This window comes from Sphingobacterium sp. UDSM-2020 (assembly GCF_016132525.1).
GTDB lineage: Bacteria > Bacteroidota > Bacteroidia > Sphingobacteriales > Sphingobacteriaceae > Sphingobacterium > Sphingobacterium anhuiense.
Window position 1 is genome coordinate 1,279,273 of sequence record NZ_CP066166.1, and the last position, 19,510, is coordinate 1,298,782.

20 protein-coding genes are annotated in these 19,510 nt (G+C 36.4%); 9 read left to right on the forward strand and 11 right to left on the reverse strand.

Translation table 11 applies throughout. The features are described 5' to 3' along the window. The first annotated feature begins 20 nt into the window (after positions 1–20). Positions 21–1,121 carry a DUF4407 domain-containing protein gene (locus tag JAZ75_RS05560; RefSeq protein ID WP_208700494.1) on the forward strand — a complete coding sequence of 367 codons (1,101 nt, stop codon included), beginning with the start codon at positions 21–23 and terminating at the stop codon, positions 1,119–1,121. On the opposite strand, the gene rmuC is transcribed toward JAZ75_RS05560, so the two are convergent. Together rmuC and JAZ75_RS05570 are read right to left on the reverse strand one after the other, a co-directional pair. Further along, complete coding sequence (rmuC, locus tag JAZ75_RS05565; protein WP_021191859.1) at positions 1,118–2,452, reverse strand: DNA recombination protein RmuC; 1,335 nt, start codon at positions 2,450–2,452, stop codon at positions 1,118–1,120. The genes JAZ75_RS05560 and rmuC overlap by 4 nt on opposite strands. Positions 2,453–2,498: 46 nt before the next feature. Further along, positions 2,499–3,683 carry a formimidoylglutamase gene (locus tag JAZ75_RS05570; protein WP_208700496.1) on the reverse strand — a complete coding sequence of 395 codons (1,185 nt, stop codon included), beginning with the start codon at positions 3,681–3,683 and terminating at the stop codon, positions 2,499–2,501. Positions 3,684–3,791: 108 nt separating this feature from the next. Between JAZ75_RS05570 and JAZ75_RS05575 the strand changes: the two genes are divergently transcribed. Beyond that, complete coding sequence (locus JAZ75_RS05575) at positions 3,792–4,757, forward strand: NAD-dependent epimerase/dehydratase family protein (RefSeq protein ID WP_208700498.1); 966 nt, start codon at positions 3,792–3,794, stop codon at positions 4,755–4,757. Positions 4,758–4,792: 35 nt separating this feature from the next. Continuing rightward, positions 4,793–6,085: an HAD-IB family phosphatase gene (locus JAZ75_RS05580; protein ID WP_021191862.1), complete on the forward strand. Its 1,293-nt coding sequence runs from the start codon at positions 4,793–4,795 to the stop codon at positions 6,083–6,085. A 35-nt stretch (positions 6,086–6,120) separates the two neighbouring features. Here JAZ75_RS05580 and JAZ75_RS05585 read toward each other — a convergent pair whose 3' ends face one another. The 7 genes from JAZ75_RS05585 to JAZ75_RS05615 form a co-directional block, all read right to left on the reverse strand. Further along, a complete protein-coding gene (locus JAZ75_RS05585; protein WP_232789364.1) occupies positions 6,121–6,693 on the reverse strand; it encodes a 5-formyltetrahydrofolate cyclo-ligase in 573 nt (190 codons plus the stop codon). Positions 6,694–6,766: 73 nt separating this feature from the next. After that, positions 6,767–7,327: an elongation factor P gene (efp, locus tag JAZ75_RS05590; protein WP_021191864.1), complete on the reverse strand. Its 561-nt coding sequence runs from the start codon at positions 7,325–7,327 to the stop codon at positions 6,767–6,769. Positions 7,328–7,402: 75 nt separating this feature from the next. Then, positions 7,403–8,026: an ATP-binding cassette domain-containing protein gene (locus tag JAZ75_RS05595; protein WP_208700500.1), complete on the reverse strand. Its 624-nt coding sequence runs from the start codon at positions 8,024–8,026 to the stop codon at positions 7,403–7,405. A gap of 11 nt (positions 8,027–8,037) precedes the next feature. Next, positions 8,038–8,826, reverse strand: coding sequence for an acyl-ACP--UDP-N-acetylglucosamine O-acyltransferase (gene lpxA, locus JAZ75_RS05600; RefSeq protein WP_021191865.1), 789 nt, complete (start codon positions 8,824–8,826; stop codon positions 8,038–8,040). A gap of 8 nt (positions 8,827–8,834) precedes the next feature. Beyond that, positions 8,835–10,229 carry a bifunctional UDP-3-O-[3-hydroxymyristoyl] N-acetylglucosamine deacetylase/3-hydroxyacyl-ACP dehydratase gene (locus JAZ75_RS05605; protein WP_183916341.1) on the reverse strand — a complete coding sequence of 465 codons (1,395 nt, stop codon included), beginning with the start codon at positions 10,227–10,229 and terminating at the stop codon, positions 8,835–8,837. Between the two features lie 40 nt (positions 10,230–10,269). After that, positions 10,270–11,313 carry a UDP-3-O-(3-hydroxymyristoyl)glucosamine N-acyltransferase gene (gene lpxD, locus JAZ75_RS05610; protein WP_208700502.1) on the reverse strand — a complete coding sequence of 348 codons (1,044 nt, stop codon included), beginning with the start codon at positions 11,311–11,313 and terminating at the stop codon, positions 10,270–10,272. 33 nt (positions 11,314–11,346) lie between these two features. Beyond that, positions 11,347–12,597 (reverse strand): HD domain-containing protein, encoded by a 1,251-nt coding sequence (locus JAZ75_RS05615; RefSeq protein ID WP_168127920.1) that lies wholly within the window; start codon positions 12,595–12,597, stop codon positions 11,347–11,349. Positions 12,598–12,892: 295 nt separating this feature from the next. Here JAZ75_RS05615 and JAZ75_RS05620 point away from each other — a divergent pair, with 295 nt between their 5' ends. From JAZ75_RS05620 to JAZ75_RS05645, 6 genes are all read left to right on the forward strand, one after another. Further along, a complete protein-coding gene (locus JAZ75_RS05620) occupies positions 12,893–14,446 on the forward strand; it encodes a bifunctional response regulator/alkaline phosphatase family protein (protein ID WP_021191867.1) in 1,554 nt (517 codons plus the stop codon). A 13-nt stretch (positions 14,447–14,459) separates the two neighbouring features. Further along, a complete protein-coding gene (tsaE, locus tag JAZ75_RS05625; protein WP_208700504.1) occupies positions 14,460–14,870 on the forward strand; it encodes a tRNA (adenosine(37)-N6)-threonylcarbamoyltransferase complex ATPase subunit type 1 TsaE in 411 nt (136 codons plus the stop codon). 154 nt (positions 14,871–15,024) lie between these two features. Next, complete coding sequence (locus JAZ75_RS05630) at positions 15,025–15,477, forward strand: RNA polymerase sigma factor (RefSeq protein WP_232789365.1); 453 nt, start codon at positions 15,025–15,027, stop codon at positions 15,475–15,477. Next, positions 15,474–16,211: a hypothetical protein gene (locus JAZ75_RS05635; RefSeq protein ID WP_208700506.1), complete on the forward strand. Its 738-nt coding sequence runs from the start codon at positions 15,474–15,476 to the stop codon at positions 16,209–16,211. The genes JAZ75_RS05630 and JAZ75_RS05635 overlap by 4 nt, the downstream gene beginning before the upstream one ends. Positions 16,212–16,233: 22 nt before the next feature. Further along, the gene (locus JAZ75_RS05640; RefSeq protein ID WP_021191871.1) at positions 16,234–17,028 is read left to right on the forward strand and encodes an outer membrane beta-barrel protein; all 795 of its coding nucleotides are present in this window, start codon (positions 16,234–16,236) and stop codon (positions 17,026–17,028) included. 70 nt (positions 17,029–17,098) lie between these two features. Beyond that, entirely contained in the window at positions 17,099–18,139 is a 1,041-nt protein-coding gene (locus JAZ75_RS05645) for an ABC transporter ATP-binding protein (protein ID WP_232789366.1), read from the forward strand. On the opposite strand, the gene JAZ75_RS05650 is transcribed toward JAZ75_RS05645, so the two are convergent. Both JAZ75_RS05650 and JAZ75_RS05655 read right to left on the reverse strand, forming a co-directional pair. Continuing rightward, the gene (locus JAZ75_RS05650) at positions 18,129–18,644 is read right to left on the reverse strand and encodes a TlpA family protein disulfide reductase (protein ID WP_168127923.1); all 516 of its coding nucleotides are present in this window, start codon (positions 18,642–18,644) and stop codon (positions 18,129–18,131) included. The two genes, JAZ75_RS05645 and JAZ75_RS05650, sit on opposite strands and share 11 nt — an antisense overlap. 12 nt (positions 18,645–18,656) lie before the next feature. Further along, positions 18,657–19,508 (reverse strand): alpha/beta hydrolase, encoded by an 852-nt coding sequence (locus JAZ75_RS05655; RefSeq protein ID WP_208700510.1) that lies wholly within the window; start codon positions 19,506–19,508, stop codon positions 18,657–18,659. Positions 19,509–19,510: the final 2 nt, after the last annotated feature.

Sequence of the window (19,510 nt, forward strand, 5' to 3'; positions counted from 1 at the left end):
CATAGCATAAATCTTCATTAATGAATAATATCAATCATTTTTTCTTGTACTGCGCAGGTGTACATGAAGAGACATTAAAAAAATATCCGCAAGAACATAATAAGTATGTGGCTATTGGTGCTACTATTTTCTTCACGGGTCTTTTTGCCTCCCTTTCTGGTGGCTATGCTATGTATTTTGTTTTTAGTGGAACCTATCTGGATTGGCTTTTAGCAATTGTATTTGGTATCATATGGGGTCTAATGATCTTCAATATGGACCGTTATATTGTATTGAGTATTAATAAATCGAAAACAGGTGGCTTTCAATTCTTACAGGCTTTACCGCGGATATTACTTGCCATATTAATTGGTATCGTTATTTCAAGACCTTTGGAGCTTAAAATTTTCGACAAAGAAATAAGAGAAAATTTAAAGACAACCTATATTGCCAATGAACGGGCTAAGATAGACAGTCTAAATATTATTTTTAACAAAAAATATACCCTTGATCTTACTCAACTTAAATCACTTACCACAGAAAGGGATTCCCTTGATGCAAGAATCAAAGCCGATCGACAAAAGCTCAACTTTGAAATCTTCGGTAATAAAACAACCGAAACATCTGGTGTAGTAGGATACGGACCATATGCAAAACGAAAAGAACTTGAATTAGAAAAATCAACAGTATATCTTGACAGTTTACGTAGCTCAATTATAGCTAAAGAGCGCTTAATACTTGACAAACAAAAAGCGGAAGGTATATTAAATCAAAAAGGGCTTTCAAATGCCAGTTTGGATAGCGCTGTTAATCTGGCTGGATTTGCTGATCGAAATTCAGCCCTTGGAAACCTTAAGTTTAAAGCTAACGGACAAGTGGATGAAGCAACTGCAAATGCGGTTACTTTCATCGGATTACTTTTTATTTTCCTTGAGTGTTTACCGGTATTCGTTAAGCTTCTTTCAGGAAGAGATGCTTATGATAAGGCGATCTACAATCAACGCATAATCGATGAATATGAATCGGATGCTTATACCGTTACGGAGAAAGCTGCTATAGACCATTTAAAGGATGCTTCTATCGATATATCGATCAATAAAAGGCTTAAGAAAATGAACGAAGAAATAGAAGAAGAGGTTTAATCCTCTTCTTCTATTTCTTCATCCAAATATTTGGAATCAATTTGCTTATTTGCCTTAGCACCTAATTTCTTCAGATTCTCCACGCGCTTAATCACATTACCAGCGCCGAAAGATAGTTTTTTAGAAGCATCTTCATGGCTTTTCAATGCTTTTTGCAATTGTGCCTGTACTTGATCCATATCTGTTAAAAATCCGTGGAATTTGTCATAAAGTGCTCCGGCTTCCTTGGCAATTTCAATAACATTACGTGTCTGTCTTTCTTGTTTCCAGATACTAGCTATGGTACGTAAGGTTGCTAAAAGCGTAGATGGGCTTACAATTACGACCTTTCTATCCCATGCATCACTAAAAAGATCTGGTTTTTCGGAAACCGACATACTCAAAGCAGATTCTATCGGCATAAAGAGTAAGACAAAATCTGGAGATTCAATACCATACAATTCATGATAATTTTTTGCAGAAAGGTCTTTGACATGATTTTCCACAGATAAAATATGCTGTCTTGCGAACACTGCACGATCGATATCATCTTCTGCATTTACCCAACGCTCGTAAGCTATCAAAGAAACTTTTGAATCGACAATTAGATGTTTATTTTCGGGCAAATCAATAATGGCATCGGGTTGCATTCGTCTCCCATCAATATCTGTAAATGATGCCTGCAATCTAAATTCACGATCCTTCACAAGCCCCGAGCGTTCCAGAACACGTTCTAAGATTACCTCGCCCCAATTTCCCTGTTTCTTTGCGTCACCTTTAAGAGCACGCGTCAAGTTGGTCGCTTCATCCTTAATCCGCAAACTTTGCTCCATCAGCTGTTGCACCACACCTTTCAAAGAGTTTCTTTCTGCGGCTTCCTGCGAATAAGTTTTATCCACTTTCTCTTCAAAAAGTTTGATTTTTTCTTTTAAAGGATCTAAGATCAATCCAATGGACTTCGAATTGGTTTCTGTAAATCGAAGTGTCTTTTCTTCTAAAATTTTATTGGCAATGACCTGAAACTCGGTATTAAATTGGCTTTTAATAGCAGCAATCTCCACTTTCTGCTCCTGAAACTTATCTTGCTGCGCCTCATAAAAAGAACGTGTGCTCTCTAAAGAACGTTCAACGATCAGTACATGCTCCCGTTCTTTTTCCAGTTCATCACGCAACATCGCCCGCTCTTGCAATAAACTCTGTTCACGTTGCTGCACTTTTGCCAGTTCTATTGCCATTAATTCCTTCTCCTGTCTCCACTGATTATCATCTTGATGTGAATCCTTCTTTTTCAAAGAAATTACAATTAGAACAACTAATAAAATGATAACGATAATAATATACACTGTTTCCATAAATTCACTTAACTAAATAAAAAATGGTCTTTTCAGACCATTAAAACTACTGTAACTTTTGATGAGTTCGCCACCAAAGGTCAGGCATTTCACCTGTAACAGCCATCTGATAGTCCTCATATCGACAAGGAACTAGATGATACCTTTCATTAACAGAACGTGACCCAAAATATGGAACTTGCATCCACCAGCGATCTGATTTTTTACTTTTAACAAATACCAATTCATGTTCCTCATTTTCCAGGGTCGTTCTATAGATAATATAAGACGATTTTGGTAATAAAGGGGTATCTTGCTTACGGTTATAAAAGCCATCTATAAAGCACCAGATCATCTGGGATACCAACATGGCTGTTTGCTGCATGGGATCATAAGATGGGTTAAATTCATAGAACCCGATTGAAGAACATTTATCTGACATCCCTGCGTAACGTGCAATCTGGCAGGCTTCATCGCCAAATAAACCATTTGGCATTGCATTCGCATTGCCCGAAGCTTCAGAAGCACGGATAGCTCCAATATCAAAACTAACCATATCAGCGGCTCGCACCAGCGGTTCAGATTGATCCATTCGACCGGCTATTGCCCCGAGCCTAGTAGCATTGAAGAATAACTTATCGTACATATTCAGCGATTCTTTACTTACCAAATAGGTCTGATATGCAATATTATTTAAATTAAATAAGTAATCGGGTTCGTGCAGAATAATATGGTTCAAATATGATCTTGAATCCAGTGCAACCTGTTCACCACTTTCCTGGTTCAGATCAAATCGACCATCTATTACGGCCACTTCCACCTTTTGCCCCAGATTTTGATAGCCTAAGTATTGTGCGTAGGTCAGATCCTGACCACCACCAATTATTATAGGAAGGATATCATCGGCTAATAATTCTTCAACAACTGCTCTAAGTGCTGCGTAAGTATCTTTTATCGTTGCCCCCTCTTTAATATTACCGAGATCAACAGCGTTGATTGCATAATCCCCTTGGTAAAGCTGATACAAATGTTTTCTTATCGCATCAGGAGATTTTGCACAGCCCTGATTATTAACAGCAGCACGATCTTCTTCTACGCCAATTATAGCCAATTGTGGCTTATCGTCTTTATCCCAAGTCGGAAATTGATTGTCATAAAAACGAACAACATTGCCAAGTTGCGAACGAAAAAATCCTTCTTCAGGAAATAGCTTTAGGGTAACAATCGGACTAAAAAAAACGGATAATGACATATGATGAATTTGTATTGACGGTAATCAAAAATTAAAACCTTGCCTTAGACAAATATCCATTTATTAACTTACTTTTGAAAACATTATTTTTAACGTTATCTTTAACATGTGATATTAATAACAGGAGGAACCGGATTTTTAGGGGCTACATTGATCAAGCAATTGATCGATTTAGGAATTGATGTGATAGCTACGAAACGCTCAAACTCGATAATTCCAGAACAGCTATTATCATCGTCTTTAATCCAATGGATTGACGCTGATATTTGTAACTACTTTGATCTTGAAGAAGCATTCCAAAATATCACTGAGGTGTACCACTGTGCCGCTGTCGTATCTTACCAAAAACAAGATGCGGCGAACATGAAAAAAGTAAATGTTGAAGGGACCGCTTATGTTGTCAACCTTTGTCTAGCACATCAGGCCAGACTTGTTCATGTCAGTTCTGTTGCTGCATTAGGATCCAGTAAAAATCAAGCTCCTGTTAGTGAAAAAGACTATTGGGAATATGAGTCTTCGTTATCCAACTACGCAATTTCAAAATATGAAAGTGAAATGGAAGTTTGGAGAGGTATTGCAGAAGGTTTAAATGCTGTTATCGTAAATCCATCTGTTATCATTGGAGCTTCCTCTGGTGCAAAAGGTTCCGGTGCGATATTTTCATTAATCAAAAAAGGATTAAAATATTACCCAACAGGTACAGTTGGTGTGGTTGATGTCGAAGATGTGGCTTCCATTATGCGCAATCTAATGGCACTAAAAAATATATCAGGAGAACGTTTTATTATCAATAATGTGAACCTCAGCAATAAAGAACTACTGGAGAAGGCAAGTGCCTTGATGGGTAAAGCAGCTCCTAAAATAGCAGTCCCCCCTGCTGTACTCATGATCGCAGCTACGCTAGCGACTGCAGTTGCATCAATAAAAAAGGAAAAATCGACACTTACAAAAGATAGTGCTAGGGCGTCTAGCGAGAAGCTAGCCTATACAGATGCAAAATTACAACAAGCATTAGCTTTTGAATATAAATCTTTAGAAACGACCTTAAAAGAGATAGCTGTACGCTATAATTGACAATAAATAATCTAATCCTAAACTCAAACTAAACCGTGAAAAATTATTACATCATTGATTTTGACAGTACCTTTACGCAAGTAGAGGCTTTGGACGAATTAGCAAAAATTTCGCTAGAACATCATCCTGACAGGGAAAAGATATATCTTGAAATTGAACGCTACACCAATCTTGCAATGGAGGGTAAACTTTCATTTCGTGAAGCATTAGCTGGTCGTGTCCAATTACTACAAGCAAATAAAAGTCATCTCGACAAACTTATTACACACCTGAAAAAGAAAGTCTCTACTTCATTCTCAAGAAATAGAGAGTTTTTCAAAAAAAATTCGGACACCGCTTGGATTGTATCTGGAGGATTTAAAGAGTTCATTACGCCAGTTGTTATTCCTTACAATATCAAAAAGGAAAATATCTACGCGAACACCTTTATATTTGATGAGCATGATAATATCATCGGATTTGACGAATCAAATCCTTTATCAGATGAAGGCGGTAAAGTAAAATTACTACAGGAATTAAAAATAGATGGTACTATTTACGGCATTGGTGATGGGTATTCTGATTTTCAATTAAAAGAATCTGGGCTTATTGAGAAATTCTTTGCATTTACTGAAAATATTTCCAGAAAAACAGTCACTGAAAAAGCGGATTTTATTACACCTAGTTTTGATGAATTTCTATATGTCAATAATTTACCCCGCGCTATTTCCTACCCTAAAAATCGGATTCTTTGTCTGATCGTCGGAGAGGTTCCTGAAATTGCTTCTCATATATTAAAAAGAGATGGATTTTCTGTGCGCACGAAAGACACTTTTGAAGAAAAGTATACAAAAGACGTCGGCATGCTTTTACTTGGAAAAGATATCTCTGTTTCTGAAGATCAATTATCCCGTGCCGATAAGCTCAAAACGATTGGCGTTTTAGGTGATGCAAAAAATCATCTTAACAAAGATATTTGCAATGCAAAAGGCATTGTTGTTTTTGATGACAAAAAAGACAAAAAGAGAAACGCCGAATTTATTCCGAGAAGAATGGCCGACTTCATTAATAATGGAGATACCTACATGAGTCGCAATTTTCCAAATCTATTGCTTCCTAAAGTAAAAGATGTTACACGTTTACTTCATATTCATAAAAATGTACCTGGTATCATGGCGCAGATTAATCTTGTCTATGCTCAAAATGATATCAATATCATTTCTCAATTTCTGATGACTAAGGCTGATATAGGTTATGCTGTCACGGATATCAAAGGTGAATATGACCGGGATTTAATCAAACAACTTAAAAAAGTTCAGAATACCATAAAATTTCGAATTTTATATTAAAATAAAAGCGGGAACTTATACTTCCCGCTTTTATTTTAATAATAATATATTGTTTTTGGTGTCACACAGACATCCAAAGGAATATCGTGAGGATCGATATCCTCGATTATCGCTATAGGTTCAAAAAATGAAAGACCGACCTTTTGAACATCAGGTCTGCATAAAGATAAAAAGCGATCGTAATAACCTTTTCCATATCCAATCCGATTCCCAGCCTTATCTGAAATTAATAAGGGAACCATTACCATGTCAATACTCTTTTCGTCAACATAAACTCCTTCTACAGGTTCGAGTATGCCCCATTGATTATGAGCTAATGCCAACTTATCATCATAAAGATAATGACTCATCACATTAGACTGTAAATTCGATTTGGAGATAACAATCTGAATCTCCGGAAACTTATCCTGCAAATATGAAATGAGTAGCAGCGTATTAGGTTCATGAAATTTCAGTATTGGCAAAAAGACATGACAAAATTTCACGTTTTGCCATTCCAAACGCTTTAAATTTTCTAACAGACCCAAATTTAGATCAATCTCTTCCGACGGAGCTAATTGCGATCTTAAATGCCGATAATATGTCCTGAGTTCATTTTTGGTCATCATAATAGAAAAAAAAACGGCCTTGCAGCTGGGTGCTAACAAGACCGAATAATCAACCTAAACCTAAATCTTAATATTATTTAACACGCTCGATGTAATCACCTGTTTGCGTATCAATTCTTACTTTATCTCCTTGATTAATAAAAAGAGGTACTTTAATTTCAACTCCAGTTTCCACTGTTGCATTTTTTAATGCATTTGTTGAAGTATCTCCCTTTACTGCAGGCTCTGTGTATGTTATTTCTAATTCAACACTTTTAGGAGCATGCGCCATAATTGCTTCATCACTTTCAAATGCTACAATTACGTTCATACCCTCTTTCAAGAATCGTGCCGAAGTTCCAAACAAGAACTTAGGGATATTAAACTGTTCGTAAGTGGTATTGTCCATTACAACGAAAAAGTCTCCCTCCTCATATAAATATTGATAATCGTTTGTTTCAACACGAGCAATCTCAACACTTTCGTCAACTCGAAAACGGTATTCTACTAATTTACCAGTTTTCACATTACGCATTCTCGCTTGATAGAAAGCACGTAAATTACCTGGTGTACGATGTATAAATTCCTCAACAGCGACTAACTCACCGTTGAATCTTAAAACATTTCCTGACTTAACGTCTGATGCTTTTGCCATGATTTAAACTTTTATAATTATTTTCTGAGTCACAAAACTACAAAATCTAATCTTTTAATAAAAATCTAATAATTATCAACTTTTATAATCGGAAATAGACAGGGTCTGGTCACAAAAATTATGTTCCTTCTCTTGGTTGGAGCAAATGATAAACAATCGATCTGCACGCTTTGTTTTATCAACCAATTCTAAGTACCATCCTTCACCAGCGGTATCCAAATTACTAGTTGGTTCATCCAATAACACGAAAGCAGAATCACTGCAACAAGCTAAAGCCAATTTGACACGTTGCTTCATTCCTGATGAAAAAAATTTCAGTTCTTTGTCTATTGCATTTTCCAGACCTAATAATTGTACAACCTCAGGTTCACTATATCCGCTTAGATAATTCTTAAATTTAAAATGAAATTGTATTTGCTCTCGTAACGTAAATTCTTCTATTAATTCTACATAGGGCGTAGCGAGCGAAAGATATTGAAAAACAGACTCAACATCCACTGCTTTATCACTCATTTCATAATAAATACTTCCAGCAGAAGGCGCTAAACTTCCCGAAAGCACTTTTAACAAAGTGGACTTTCCTGAACCATTAGGTCCAAGTATGGCGTATGACTTTCCGGATTCAAACTCATATGTAATGTGTTTAAAAATCCATTCCCGATTATAACGCCGACCTACATCTGTTAAAATAATTTTCAAATGATCTAAAATTAGACAGCCCTTTGATTAAATCCTTTAATAACACCTCGATTAGAGTTGCGGATAAAACCTAATATCTCGTCACGAATTTCAGTTGCCTGAAATTCAGCCTCAATGATCGCCGCCGCTTTTGTTAAATTTCTATTTTGAACAAATAGAACACGATAAATATTTTGAATTTCAGCAATTTGCTCTTCTGAGAAACCTCTTCTCCTTAATCCAACAGAGTTTATACCTGCATAAGAAATAGGCTCACGTGCCGCTTTGATAAACGGAGGTACATCTTTTCTTACTAATGTACCACCTGTCACGAAAGCATGTGATCCAATGGTACAGAATTGGTGAACTGCTACCATACCTGCCAAAACTACATAATCTCCTACGGTAATATGTCCCGCTAGTGTACTGCTATTTGAAAATATGCAGTAATCACCGATTGTACAATCGTGTGCAATATGACTATACGCCTGAATAAGGCAATTTTTTCCAATTACTGTTTTAAATTTATCTTTTGTTCCTCTATTGATAGTAACGCATTCGCGAATAGTAGTATTATCCCCAATCTCAGCAGTTGTAATTTCACCGTCGAACTTCAAATCTTGAGGTTCACCTGAAATAACTGCTCCTGGATAAATTTTACAATTTTTACCAATACGTGCCCCATCCATAATTGTCACATTGGAACCGATCCACGTTCCCTCCCCAATAACTACATCCCTATGGATAGTAGCAAATGGTTCTACAACAACATTTTGAGCAATCTTTGCTTCTGGATGTATATAAGCTAACGGCTGTATCATCTCTACTATTATTTTACTTTCACAATCTGAGCCATTAACTCAGCTTCGCAAACAACTTTTTCACCTACCATAGCTACACCTTTCATTTTAGCAATACCTCTGCGGATAGGTTCCGTCAAATCGCATCTAAAAATAATCGTGTCACCTGGACTTACCTGCACTTTAAATCGTGCGTTTTCAATTTTTAAAAATAACGTCAACCAGTTCTCCGGGTCAGGAACAGTATTCAATACTAGAATACCTCCGGTCTGTGCCATCGCTTCAATTTGCAATACCCCAGGGAAAATTGGCGCCCCAGGAAAATGCCCCATGAACAAGTCTTCATTCATTGTAACATTTTTCAGGCCAACTACATGATTTTCTGTTAATTCTAATATTTTATCAACCATTAACATCGGTTGACGGTGAGGTAAAATCTTCATAATCTGCACTGTATCATACACAGGAGTCATATTCGGATCGTACACCTTAATCTTTTTTGTATTTTTATCCTTGCGGATTTGCTCTTTGATTTTCTTTGCAAAAGCAACGTTAGCGGCATGACCTGGTCTTGCTGCCATAACATGTCCTTTCAGTGGTCGACCTACTAAAGCTAAGTCACCAACCATATCTAATAACTTGTGACGTGCAGGCTCATTTTGATGACGAAGCTGAATATTGCTCAAGATACCTTCTTTTGCAACAGTAACATCATCACGGTTGAACAAATGTGATAATTTCTTCAATTCCTCAGGAGATGTTTCTTTATCAACGATAACGATCGCATTGCTTAAATCGCCACCTTTGATCAAACCATTATCAACCAACATTTCTAATTCATGTAAAAAACAGAAAGTTCTTGACGAAGATATTTCTTTTGAAAAATCTTCAATGGTATTAATAGCAGCATGCTGACTTCCTAATACAGGCGAATTAAAATCAATCATACACGTTAAACGGTAACCATCTAGTGGCATTGCCATGATTTCTACCTTACGTTCAGACTCTATATAATGTATGGCATGCTGAATTTCAAAATAATCACGATCAGCTTCTAACTCTTCGAAACCAGCTTCCTCAAATTTATCAATAAATATTGCTGAACTACCATCTAAAATAGGTACTTCGGGTCCATCAATTTCAATTAATACGTTATCAATCTGTAAACCTACCAGAGCAGCCATTAAGTGTTCAATAGTACTCACACTTGCCCCATTTTGAGAAATCGTTGTACCTCTCGATGTATCTGTGACATTATCAGCATCAACCAGTATTTCTGGCTGACCTTCCAAATCAATTCTTTTAAACTTATACCAATGATTTTCAGGAGCTTGCTTTATTGTCATAGATACAGTTTTACCTGTATGTAAACCGACTCCAGATATGACCACATCTTGCTTGATGGTTCTTTGTTTTACATTCATTTCTAACATATATTTAATCAAAAACGACCAAAAGGTTCTTTTAAGATTTCAAATTTTCCTTTAATAATCGCTCCAACTCCCTGACACGTTTTTCAAGATCAGGTAATTTCGCATAAATGACTTGCGATCTCATATTGGATTGAAAACCCAATACAGGGCTCCCCGCCCACTTTTTATTCGCTTCGGTAATCGATCTATTGATTCCGGCTTGAGCCTGTACCTGACTTTTGTCAGCAACAGTAATATGGCCTACAATACCAACCTGGCCACCCAAAATTACGTTTTCACCGATCTTACTACTTCCAGAAACACCCGTTTGAGCGGCAATTACAGTATTCTTTCCTAATTCTACATTATGGGCTATTTGAATCAAGTTGTCCAGTTTAACACCTTTATGTAATATTGTAGATCCCATTGTAGCACGGTCAATAACCGTATTGGCACCAATTTCGATATCGTCTTCAATAATCACATTACCAATTTGAGGAACCTTAGCATAGGTACCATCATCCTGCGGAGCAAATCCAAAACCATCAGAACCAATTACAGTTCCAGAATGCACAGTAACATTATTTCCCAGCACACAATCTTGGTATATCTTAACGCCAGGAAATAAGGTCGTATTGTCACCTATAATCACATCATCACCAATATAAACCTGCGGGTAAATTTTAACATTTTTACCGATTTTTCCACCTTTGCCAATATAGACAAAAGCTCCGATATAACCATCCTCACCGATGGTAGTAGTATCATGTATATATGACGGTTCTTCTCTGCCTTTTCTATCCAGGCGAACTTCATTATAGATGTTCAATAATGTAGAAAATGCCGTATAAGCATTTTTTACGCGGATCAACGTTAAAGTTGATTTGGGGGCTGATAATAATTGTTGATCTTCATTAACAATTACAATAGAGGCATTAGTCTCATATAAAAATTGCTCATATTTAGGGTTCGATAGAAATGAAAGATCCCCTAAAGAAGCTTCTTCTATTTTCGCTAAATTTGAAACTTCTACATCAGGATTCCCCTCTATCGATCCATTTAATAAGGATGCTATTTGTTGAGCAGTAAATTGCATGCTACAAAGCTATGTTTTTTTATTATATTTTAATTATTTTTTAGCTGGAATTGCTATATATCCAAGCTCTTTGGGATAACACAGTACAAACTTCTGCACTTTTTTTGCTAACGCCTCTAAATTCGACAAATCTGATGCTTCAGCAATATCGCTAATCTCACCTGTCTTCATCAATATCTTAATCGGGTCATTGTGGCTATCATAAGCACTGTTCTGAATCTCCTGGGTGAAAACGTAATATTGCAATTCGTCATCACTTACCTGAAAATATTCTTTAACGCGACGATAAACCTCATCCATCAATTCTTTTGAGAAAGGCATATTACTCATAATGGTCCGATACAATTCACGGCTCATCAATTTCTGACACATCATACGCAAAATAGAATCTTCATGATGGGCCCATGTCTTAATACCAGACATAATATCAGTATCATCCAAAAGTGTAAACCAGTCCAAGTGTAAAGCATCTTCTAAAAAATTGTTCTTATCAATTTTTTGAGTCAAAAACCAGTTAAATGCTGGTGTCGCAAACAATGTGTTGCCACTACTTGCTAATTGCTTTGCCCGTTGCAGTATTTTGATTAATAACTGTTCTGCTCCCACTACGGTTTTATGGAGATATACCTGCCAATACATTAATCGACGCGCTATTAAAAACTTTTCAACCGAGTAAATTCCTTTTTCTTCTATAACGATCTGATCATCAACCACAGCTAACATAGCTATAATTCGATCATATGAAATAACGCCTTCTGATACTCCTGTGAAAAAGCTGTCTCTATTTAGATAATCCATTCTGTCAGCATCCAATTGACTGGAAACTAACTGATGGAAAAATTTTCGGTGATATTTATTATTAAAAATAGTAATGGCCAGATCAAGCTTTCCTCCGAACTCATTATTGATACGGTCCATTAAAAGAGAAGATAGTAATTCATGCGAAACCCCATCTATAATCGTATGTTCTAAAGAATGAGAAAAGGGACCATGGCCAATATCATGCAGCAAAATAGCCGCAAGTGCCGCCTCTTTCTCTTCCTCACTAATATCGACACCTTTACCTTTTAGCGTATCAATCGCCAACGACATCAAGTGCATAGCCCCTATCGCATGTTGAAAGCGGGTATGCAGCGCTCCAGGATACACCAAATGGGTCATACTGACTTGCTTAATATAGCGAAGTCGTTGCAGATAAGGATGCTGTATAAGCTCAAAAATCAATCCCGATGGAATGGAAACAAATCCATAGACAGGATCATTTAATATTTTTTTCTTATTCAATTTATGAATGCATTTCTTCTAACATATAGCGCTAAAACAATAGCTAACTTTAATTGTTCATCAAATGAGTTAAAGATGAGCCAGTTTATTTTCCTGTCCTAGGAGTTAAATTATAAATACAAATATAATTAGTTTAAGTGGTTAACAAGTGTTAAAAATAATAGGTAAAGCTCCTTTTTTATTTAAGTTCGTATAGTTTAAATGAAAATATCAAAAAAAGTGATTATTACTCCAGCTACCTAAACACTAAAACAATTGGAATTTAATCGATTTTGATTATAGCAAATATTACAATATGCAAAAAACACATATACTTTGGGCTGATGATGAAATTGATTTTTTAAAACCTCATATACTCTTATTAGAAGAAAGAGGCTATAAAGTCAAAACAGTAAATAATGGAAATGATGCGGTGGATGCTTTTAAAGAAGGTGTTTTCGACCTAGTATTTTTAGATGAAAATATGCCGGGTTTAACAGGTTTAGAGACATTAGCAATCTTAAAATCCATTAATCCTACCGTACCTACTGTACTGGTCACAAAAAATGAAGAAGAACATGTCATGGAGGATGCCATAGGCTCTAAAATTGACGATTATCTTATAAAACCCGTTAACCCGAAGCAAATTCTCCTGACTATCAAAAAACTGACGGAAAACAAGAGACTTGTTAACGAGAAAACATCGATGGCATATCAACAGGACTTTAGAAACCTTGGTATGGTATTAAATGATGATCTGAATTATCAACAATGGTCCGAGGCATATAAAAAGCTGATCTATTGGGAGCTTTCGCTCGAGAAACTCGAAGATGCGGGCATGCATGAAATCTTGACAATGCAAAAATCGGAAGCAAATGTTCAATTCTGCAAATTTATCGAAAAGAATTACTTGAATTGGATGAAAGCTCCAGATCAAGCTCCAATACTTTCGCATCAATTATTTAAGAAAAAGGTATTTCCGCAATTAACGGAAGATAAACCTACATTTTTCTTTTTAATTGACAATTTGCGTTACGATCAATGGAAAGTGATCAACGAAGTAATCACCGATTATTTTAGACTAGAGGAAGAAGATACTTACTACAGTATTTTACCGACCGCGACTCAATATGCCCGAAATGCGATTTTCAGTGGACTGACGCCTTTAGAAATGGAAAAGCGATTTCCAAAAATGTGGCAGAACGATGAAGATGAAGGTGGTAAAAATTTATATGAAGACAAATTTTTAGAAGACCAAATCCAGCGTGTCTACCGGAAGCCTATAAAACACTCCTACACAAAGGTCTTAACCTTAGATCAGGGGAAAGATGTCGTGGACAATCTGAGCAATTTAATCCAGAACAATCTGAATATATTAGTCTACAACTTTGTCGATATGCTTTCGCATGCAAGAACAGATATGGCTATGATTCGCGAGTTGGCAAACAATGAAGCGGCTTATCGTTCTTTAACCCTTTCTTGGTTTGAACACTCGCCCTTATTTGAAGCCTTGAAATGGCTGTCCCAGCGTAATGTTCGCGTGATCATCACAACAGATCATGGAACAATTAAAGTAAAAAAACCGAGCAAGATTGTTGGGGATCGTAATACAAATACCAATTTACGCTATAAACAGGGTAAGAATCTAAATTTTATTGACAAGGACGTCTTCTTAATTAAGAATCCACATGACGCTCAATTACCAAAGTTGCACATGAGCTCCTGCTTTGTCTTTGCAAAAGAGGATTCATACTTCGTATACCCGAACAATTACAATCAATTTGTCAATTATTTTAATGAAACTTTTCAGCATGGGGGTATTTCATTGGAAGAAATGATTATTCCTTTCGCTACTTATACTTCCAAATAAGTAATTTTGCAGCATGATAATCGAAGTCAATCAACTTTCAGAATTAGATCATGCTGCAGAACTACTTTTAAAGTCTTTTCCTGATGATCGTGTATTTCTCTTTTACGGTCATATGGGTGCGGGAAAAACAACCTTTATAAAAGCACTTTGCAAAGCATTGCAAGTACAAGACAACACCTCAAGTCCCACATTTTCAATTGTAAATGAATATAGCGCACCACAGGGCACAATTTTTCATTTCGACTTTTACAGAATAAAAGAAGAAGAAGAGGCCTATGACTTTGGCTATGAGGATTATTTTTATTCTGGAAATTATTGTTTTATCGAATGGCCGAATAAAATCCCAAACTTACTGCCTGATGATGCAAAAACAATTAAAATTGAGATTACATCACCTACAAGTCGAAAAATAATTATAAAATAGTTGCGCCCCATGCAACCTTTCCTAAATATCTTACGTCTTCCTAATATAAACTGATTAAATTTTGGAAAACGTAAGTATAGATTCAACATGGAAAAAATGTCTCACTGGAGATAGAAAAGCTCAGTACCATCTATATCAATTTTTTTCTAAAAAAATGTTTGTTGTTTGCTTACGCTATGCAAAAGACAGCTTAGAAGCGGAGGATATACTGCAAATCGGATTTGTAAAAGTCTTCACTAAAGGACACCTGTTTTCAGAAAATGGGTCTCTCGAAGGCTGGATACGAAGAATTATGGTCAATACGGCTATTGAAATACAGCGAAAAAACAAAATTGCTTATGTAGAGTCTCTCGATAACGACATTATTCATGAAATTCCGAATAACAACGCTACCGATCAGATACATTACAAAGATTTAATGTCAATCGTTCATCAATTACCCATTGGTTATCGTACAGTCTTTAATCTCTATGCTGTAGAAGGCTATACACACAAAGAAATTGCCGAAATGCTCAATATAAGTGAGGGAAATTCAAAATCGCAGTTATCAAGAGCAAGGCAGTGGCTGAAAACAAGATTATTAAAAATTGAGGCATTTACGTTATGAAAAATGAAGAAATCGACAAATTATTCCGCGATCATATTGACAAACTTGATATACAGCCTAGCGCTGATATCTGGAATAAAATAGAAGCGGATCTTGATGAACAGAAAATTGTACCAATCAAGAAAAAAATAAAGTGGTTAAAACCGCTTGTTAGCATCGCCGCGACCCTCATTTGTATTGGGATTTTTAGTCTATTGGTCATGAAGCAGTCAGCAAGCACCGTGGAAACCACAAACATTGTTAATCGGAAAAAAGATACAGCTACCCAAAAAGAACAAAAGGAGCCAGTAGAAGATTTGATAGAAACTAAAGAAGAGCCTGTCCAATTTGCCGTCAAAACTGTAGCCGAAAAAACTCAGGATACGCAAACTGATTATCAAATAAAATCAATGCCACCGAAAATTGCACAGATCAATGAAGCGGTAGCGCTTAAAAAACTAAAAATAACAGCAGAACAACCGATGCTAGTAGTTGTGGATTCACAAGCACAAATAGCACATGCAATGGAATACATCCCGATCAAACCCATTATTGAAAACCCGGACGAAGAAGAAAGTATGATGGCTTCAACCAGCGAAAGCAAACAGAATGTTGTTACTAAGGTGCTCAACATTTTGAGCAAAACCATCAATCAAGGGAATAGTTCAGAAGTTCAGTTCAGCAATGATGACGAGGGAACATTACAGATTGATCTACTTAATAGTCTCGTTAAAAATAAAAAAAGAAAAAAGTAAAACCTAAATAAACTCTTTCCATATGAAAAAATATTTTCTATCGTTCGCAATCATCGGTATCCTAACATCCTGCCTTCTAGTAAAAGCATATGCACAACAGGACAGCACTAAAAAAATTAATATTTCAACAAGCATTTTAGGCAAAGAAGACAGTGATAAAATTGATGACAAAAACACACCTGCTGTTTCAAAGTATCCAAAAATATTTGGTGGTATTACTTTTTCTCGCATAGATTGGGGATTTTCAAGGTTAATTAATGATGGTAGCTTTACATTAAATGAGAATAACGAATTTTTAGAATATAAAAAAGCCTCAAACTTTGGTTTTGATATTGCTCAATTTGGCCTTAGGTTCAATGATCGATTCAAAACGTATATATCGACAGGTTTTGAATGGAACTATCTGAGATTGAAACATAATGTTTTGCTGGATCAGGACGCTACTCCTTTGGACTATTCCTACCCGGATGACATCACTTACAAGAAGAATGTATTTACATCAACCTACCTACGCGTTCCGTTAACATTTGAATTCAGAAGTAAAAGGTTTAAAAATGGTGAGCGTGCGAAACTTGCTGTCGGCGCAATGACCGGAATTTTAATAAAAGGTAGTCAACGTTTAAAAAGTAATGAACAGGGCAGCCAAAAATTTAAAGATAATTACAATTTGGCCAGCTTCCAGTATGGTGCCTTTGCGCGACTCGGATATGATTCAATGGGCGTTTTTGTCAAATATTATTTCAATGATATGTTCGAAAATAGTCCTGATCAACAGGGTTTAAATAATTTTACTTTTGGCCTGACGCTAGGTTTTTAGGGTAGAATAATATTAAAATGCTTAATTTTAAGCCGAATTATAACATTCGGCTTTTTTTATTTTGCAAAATATGTCACAATCTTCTTGTCAGTATGTTCCCTTTGATAAAGAGGTCCTTGGACTTCCTTACATCCATCTTGAAAATCTTAGTTTTTCATTTTTAGAAAATTCGGAAAGTTTAGCCGTACAGCAAGCAAATATAGGAATCCAAGAAGGTAAAATCACGGCTATTATCGGAGAATCTGGCAGTGGGAAAAGTACATTACTTCGTCTCATCTATGGTCTATTAGAGCCATTAACCGGTGAAGTTCGTTACAAAGGCTGGTTAGTTCCAACAAGAAAAGATAAACTTATCCCAGGGCATCAAGACATGAAGCTGGTTTCCCAGGGTTTTGATGACTTAAACACATTTGCAAATGTTTGGGATAATGTCGCTTCCCAATTGCCAAATACAAATATCGAAGCCAAACAAACTAAAACTGCTGCAATCCTGAAAAGACTGCGGATTGATCATCTTGCAAAGAAAAGAATTGCTGACATCAGCGGTGGAGAAAAACAACGTGTTGCGATCTGCAGAGCATTGGTAAATGATCCACAAGTACTATTGATGGACGAACCCTTCAATCAGGTTGATGCCTCTTTCCGAGACACATTGCAACAAGACATCAAACAAATTGTGGTCGAGACGGGCCTTACGATCATACTTGTTTCCCATGATCCGACAGAAGTATTGGCACTGGCCGACGATCTTATTGTAATGAAAGATGGTAAGATATTGGATCAAGGCCATCCACGGGAACTTTACGAAAGACCAACTAATCCATACACAGCACTTTTATTAGCTAAAAGCAATATTCTGAGTAGCACAGATGCGAAATTGCTTCAAATACAAAGTGATACAACCGTCATCATTCATCAAGAATGGGTATCTATAACGGCATCGGAGACAACGCATGATTTCACATTAACCGATATCCGCTTTAGAGGTTTTTATTATGAATTAGTAATTACAAATAATGCCTTACAACTACATGCCATCAGTACGACTCCTGTTTCAATCCAAATAGGACAACCTGTAACCGTCAAGATCGCGCAATATATCAGTCTTTAAGTAAAAGACGATCAATAAGAGCAATCAATTGATCAAACTCTTTTTTCTCATACCCAAGGGACTGGTAAATAACATTGCCCTGGGCATCGAGTACGACATTGCGTGGAATACCTTGGTCTGCAAATAAACCAAATACATTTCTTTTCAAGTCCGGATAAAATGGTAGGGAATATTTGTGTTCGGCAACAAAGGGATCAATTTTATTCCAATCCTGCTCACGCGCCAGTACCATTAATTCAAATTTGGGGTTATCTTTATATTTTTCCCATATTTCCTTCTGCAAGCGAGGCAATTCCTCTCGACATGGAGGGCACCAGGTTGCGAAGAAATTAAGCAACACTACTTTTCCTTTCAGATCGGAACTGGCAATAGAAGTTCCATCTTTCTTAGGAACTGCAAATGCAGGACTTGCTGCATTTAGAGGCACTTTCCACCCTCCATCAGAGGTTTGTGCTTCGGCTATTAAAAACAAAAAACTAAAAATAAGTCCTAAAATATGTTTCATTTCAATAATATATTATAAATGATTTACCCAATCTACAAAACTATCTAACCAAGCTACTGAACTTGTCTTATTAATCAAACCAAAACCGTGCCCCCCCTCCTCATAAGTCAATAGCTTATTTTTAACATGAGCTTTATCCAGTGCTTTGATCATCACATAACTGTTTTCAATCGGAACCGCTTTATCATCCTTTGCGTGAACAAAAAATACAGGACAAAGATCTGAGGTCACATGCTGTTCAGATGAAAATTTGGCAATCTGCTCTGGAGATGGATTCTCTCCGAGAAGGTTGATTCTAGAACCATTGTGCGTAATAGCGTCAGTCATGGAGATAACGGGATAAATCAATCCGGCAAAATCGGGCGCTAAAGATAACTGTGACGGATTAGAAATGAAACCACGTTTTGAACTGATAAGCAAAGTAGATGCAAGGTGCCCTCCTGCTGAAAAACCGATAACTCCGACTTTATGCAATAAAGGAAAACCACTACGGATGAACTGCATAACACGCTGCGCATCTTGTATTGGTCCAATGCTCTTATCGACCATGATATTGGGCGAAGGTAATCGATATTTAAGAACAAAAGCCGTAAAACCAGCTTTGTTCAACTCTTTTGCAACATCGTGTCCTTCATGATCCATAGCAATATGTGCATAACCACCGCCTGGAATAATCAACACACCCATACTCTTATCTAAAGCTGCATTTGGCTTGTAAACAAATATTTCTGGAATATTTCGATTGTATCTGGCCGTATCTGTATTGATAGAATTTGGGATCTTGTCATTATATAAGGCAAACTTTTCTTGCGCTGTTGCTTGAAAAACAACTGAAAAAAGAATAATCATTAAAGTAAGTTTCATGA

Excerpts from the sequence above, each read along its gene's own strand:
- lpxA (WP_021191865.1), bottom strand. The coding sequence starts at position 8,826 with ATGATACAGCCGTTAGCTTATATACATCCAGAAGCAAAGATTGCTCAA.
- JAZ75_RS05650 (WP_168127923.1), bottom strand. The coding sequence starts at position 18,644 with ATGAAACATATTTTAGGACTTATTTTTAGTTTTTTGTTTTTAATAGCC.
- JAZ75_RS05585 (WP_232789364.1), bottom strand. The coding sequence starts at position 6,693 with ATGATGACCAAAAATGAACTCAGGACATATTATCGGCATTTAAGATCG.
- JAZ75_RS05640 (WP_021191871.1), top strand. The coding sequence starts at position 16,234 with ATGAAAAAATATTTTCTATCGTTCGCAATCATCGGTATCCTAACATCC.
- JAZ75_RS05655 (WP_208700510.1), bottom strand. The coding sequence starts at position 19,508 with ATGAAACTTACTTTAATGATTATTCTTTTTTCAGTTGTTTTTCAAGCA.
- JAZ75_RS05635 (WP_208700506.1), top strand. The coding sequence starts at position 15,474 with ATGAAAAATGAAGAAATCGACAAATTATTCCGCGATCATATTGACAAA.
- JAZ75_RS05560 (WP_208700494.1), top strand. The coding sequence starts at position 21 with ATGAATAATATCAATCATTTTTTCTTGTACTGCGCAGGTGTACATGAA.
- JAZ75_RS05570 (WP_208700496.1), bottom strand. The coding sequence starts at position 3,683 with ATGTCATTATCCGTTTTTTTTAGTCCGATTGTTACCCTAAAGCTATTT.
- rmuC (WP_021191859.1), bottom strand. The coding sequence starts at position 2,452 with ATGGAAACAGTGTATATTATTATCGTTATCATTTTATTAGTTGTTCTA.
- efp (WP_021191864.1), bottom strand. The coding sequence starts at position 7,327 with ATGGCAAAAGCATCAGACGTTAAGTCAGGAAATGTTTTAAGATTCAAC.
- JAZ75_RS05605 (WP_183916341.1), bottom strand. The coding sequence starts at position 10,229 with ATGAATGTAAAACAAAGAACCATCAAGCAAGATGTGGTCATATCTGGA.
- JAZ75_RS05630 (WP_232789365.1), top strand. The coding sequence starts at position 15,025 with ATGTTTGTTGTTTGCTTACGCTATGCAAAAGACAGCTTAGAAGCGGAG.
- JAZ75_RS05620 (WP_021191867.1), top strand. The coding sequence starts at position 12,893 with ATGCAAAAAACACATATACTTTGGGCTGATGATGAAATTGATTTTTTA.
- tsaE (WP_208700504.1), top strand. The coding sequence starts at position 14,460 with ATGATAATCGAAGTCAATCAACTTTCAGAATTAGATCATGCTGCAGAA.
- JAZ75_RS05645 (WP_232789366.1), top strand. The coding sequence starts at position 17,099 with ATGTCACAATCTTCTTGTCAGTATGTTCCCTTTGATAAAGAGGTCCTT.
- lpxD (WP_208700502.1), bottom strand. The coding sequence starts at position 11,313 with ATGCAATTTACTGCTCAACAAATAGCATCCTTATTAAATGGATCGATA.